The sequence below is a fragment of the Moorena sp. SIO2C4 genome, from assembly GCF_010672485.1.
Taxonomy (GTDB): Bacteria; Cyanobacteriota; Cyanobacteriia; order Cyanobacteriales; family Coleofasciculaceae; genus Moorena; species Moorena producens.
This window is the reverse complement of the sequence record NZ_JAAHGN010001253.1, coordinates 1-1976: the sequence shown is the minus strand read 5'-3', so window position 1 is coordinate 1976 and position 1976 is coordinate 1. Positions and strand designations below refer to the sequence as shown.

The following is a 1976-nucleotide window of genomic DNA, read 5'->3' as shown; positions in this document are numbered from 1 at the left end:
AGCCGTCAGCTTAAGATCAACCTCAAACGGGAGAATTTAATAGTTCGAGATTTTGTAAGCATATGCGCGTAGCCGATAAGCTGAAAGCTGACAGCTGAAAGCTGATAGCTGACGGCTGAATGCTTACATTTTTATTAAGGGTAATTATCCCGAAATGATATTAGAGAGTATGGAAGAAACCCCGGCTGTGAAACGAACTCCCAACCGATTTGAGCCAATCATACATCAAAAGGGAAGAGGCGGTCGAGGAAGGGGTTAGAAAAAAGTCGATCAGGATCAAATTCTTTCATAAGCAGAGCGAAGTCATCCCAACGTGGGTATTGTGAGCGAAGATATTCCCGATTGGAATAAAAGTGCTTGCCCCAGTTGGGACGGCCACCATACTCTAATAATATCTTTTCGGCTTCCCGGTGATAGTTTTCAATCACCTTAAAATCTGACCCTGATAAGTTAAGGCTAATATAAGCAGACTCTCTTTGATACAGTGGGCTTAACCAATGCTCTTCGGAACTAGCAAATCGAACTGATATTGGTAGGTTTATCCTAAATCCCTGTTTTTTTATCATCTCGTGAATTTGCTCCAGAGCTTTGATTGTAGCTGACCTTGGTATGGCATACTCTAACTCGGAATAGGTGAAATTAATATTCTCAAAGGCGAGGATCTTAAAGCTCTTATCCCAACGGTTTAATCCCCGTAGATTAGTAAAAAAAGCTACTCTAAAGATGATAGGAATTAGAGCAGGAAAATTTCTGGTAATCCAGTCACCGATTCCATTGCCGGATCTAGATATAGTTCTAGATAGGTCGTCTAGGAATTGTCTCCAGAATGGCATGGGAGTAACCGGCTCATCCATTTTATTAAACTTAAACCAATAGGAGCGTGAGGTGTGGGGAAATTCAAAGAATTGGAAATGATCGTTTTCTTTAACTAGTGTGTCTATTTCTTTTCTGAGCACGGAAGTTAACATCGGTTGTTGAACATCTCGCAAGAAGAATGTAGGTACACAACGAAGCGTTAATCTAGTAATAATACCAAGGGCACCCAAGTTGACACATACTCCATAAAATGTGGGATTATCTTGTTGGTAGCGGACAACTTCCCCGGATGCTTTCATTAGCTCCAGCTCGACCACTGCACTGGCCAGTGAGCCATTCTTGTCTCCTGTTCCATGGGTAGCCATTGCTATGGCACCAGAAATAGTCTGCTTTGTAATTGCTCCCAGGTTTTCCAAGGCCATGCCGTGTTGGTCTAGGTATTGATTCAAGCTGTTTAGTGTTATTCCTGGCTCGACAGTAACGGTGCCCCGTTCTCGGTCTAGCTCGATTACTCGGTTTAGTCGCTTCAAGGATACAAGAACACCATCGGTGCATGCAGCTTCTGACCATGAGTGTCCCGAACCAACAACCTTAACTTTCATCCTTTCGGTTCGAGCCATGGCAAGAACTTTCCTGAGATCTTCGTTAGAAGACGGCTCGACAATACTTTTGGGGTTGCAAGAAACATTACCCCTCCAATTTGACCAAGTAACTGACATATTAATTTATGAAAAATCTTGTAATGGTTTTTATATATTATAGCATAGGATACTCATTGCTTATTTAGATCTGGTTATCTCTAATCACAGCTCGCTCCTTTGGTGTCAATCCATAAATTTCAGACACTGCATAGTTTCCAAGGTTAAGATCTCCTGTGTTTGCTGCTTCTATTAGCATTCTTTGAAGATTCTCTGAAATACTTTGCCACTGAGGAAGTCTGATTCGCCGCAAGTATTGTGCTTGAAAGCGAAGATACCCTCCCCTGAGCTGAGTTGAGTAAATAGATACAAATAGTTTAGCTATACCTGATTTACCGGGTCGTTGCGTAGTCCCGTGGCGTCGAGGTGCGCGGTGAGCATGATGTCGCCCTCGGAGTTCGAGGCCGAAGGGATGTGCGCGACGATGTTGAAAACGTCGACCATGACGCAGGGAGTGACGTC

General features: G+C 43.2%; 1 protein-coding gene and 1 pseudogene. Both read right to left on the bottom strand.

What is annotated here, in order from left to right; all coding sequences use genetic code 11:
• Nucleotides 1-218 precede the first annotated feature (218 nt).
• A complete protein-coding gene (locus F6K20_RS36265; protein ID WP_008184937.1) occupies nt 219-1535 on the bottom strand; it encodes a D-arabinono-1,4-lactone oxidase in 1317 nt (438 codons plus the stop codon).
• 64 nt (nt 1536-1599) lie between these two features.
• Nucleotides 1600-1976: pseudogene (locus F6K20_RS36260) on the bottom strand (hypothetical protein); the annotation flags it as partial.

What these genes read in the sequence shown, in the direction of transcription:
- F6K20_RS36265 (WP_008184937.1), bottom strand. Translation starts at nt 1,535, where the DNA reads ATGTCAGTTACTTGGTCAAATTGGAGGGGTAATGTTTCTTGCAACCCC.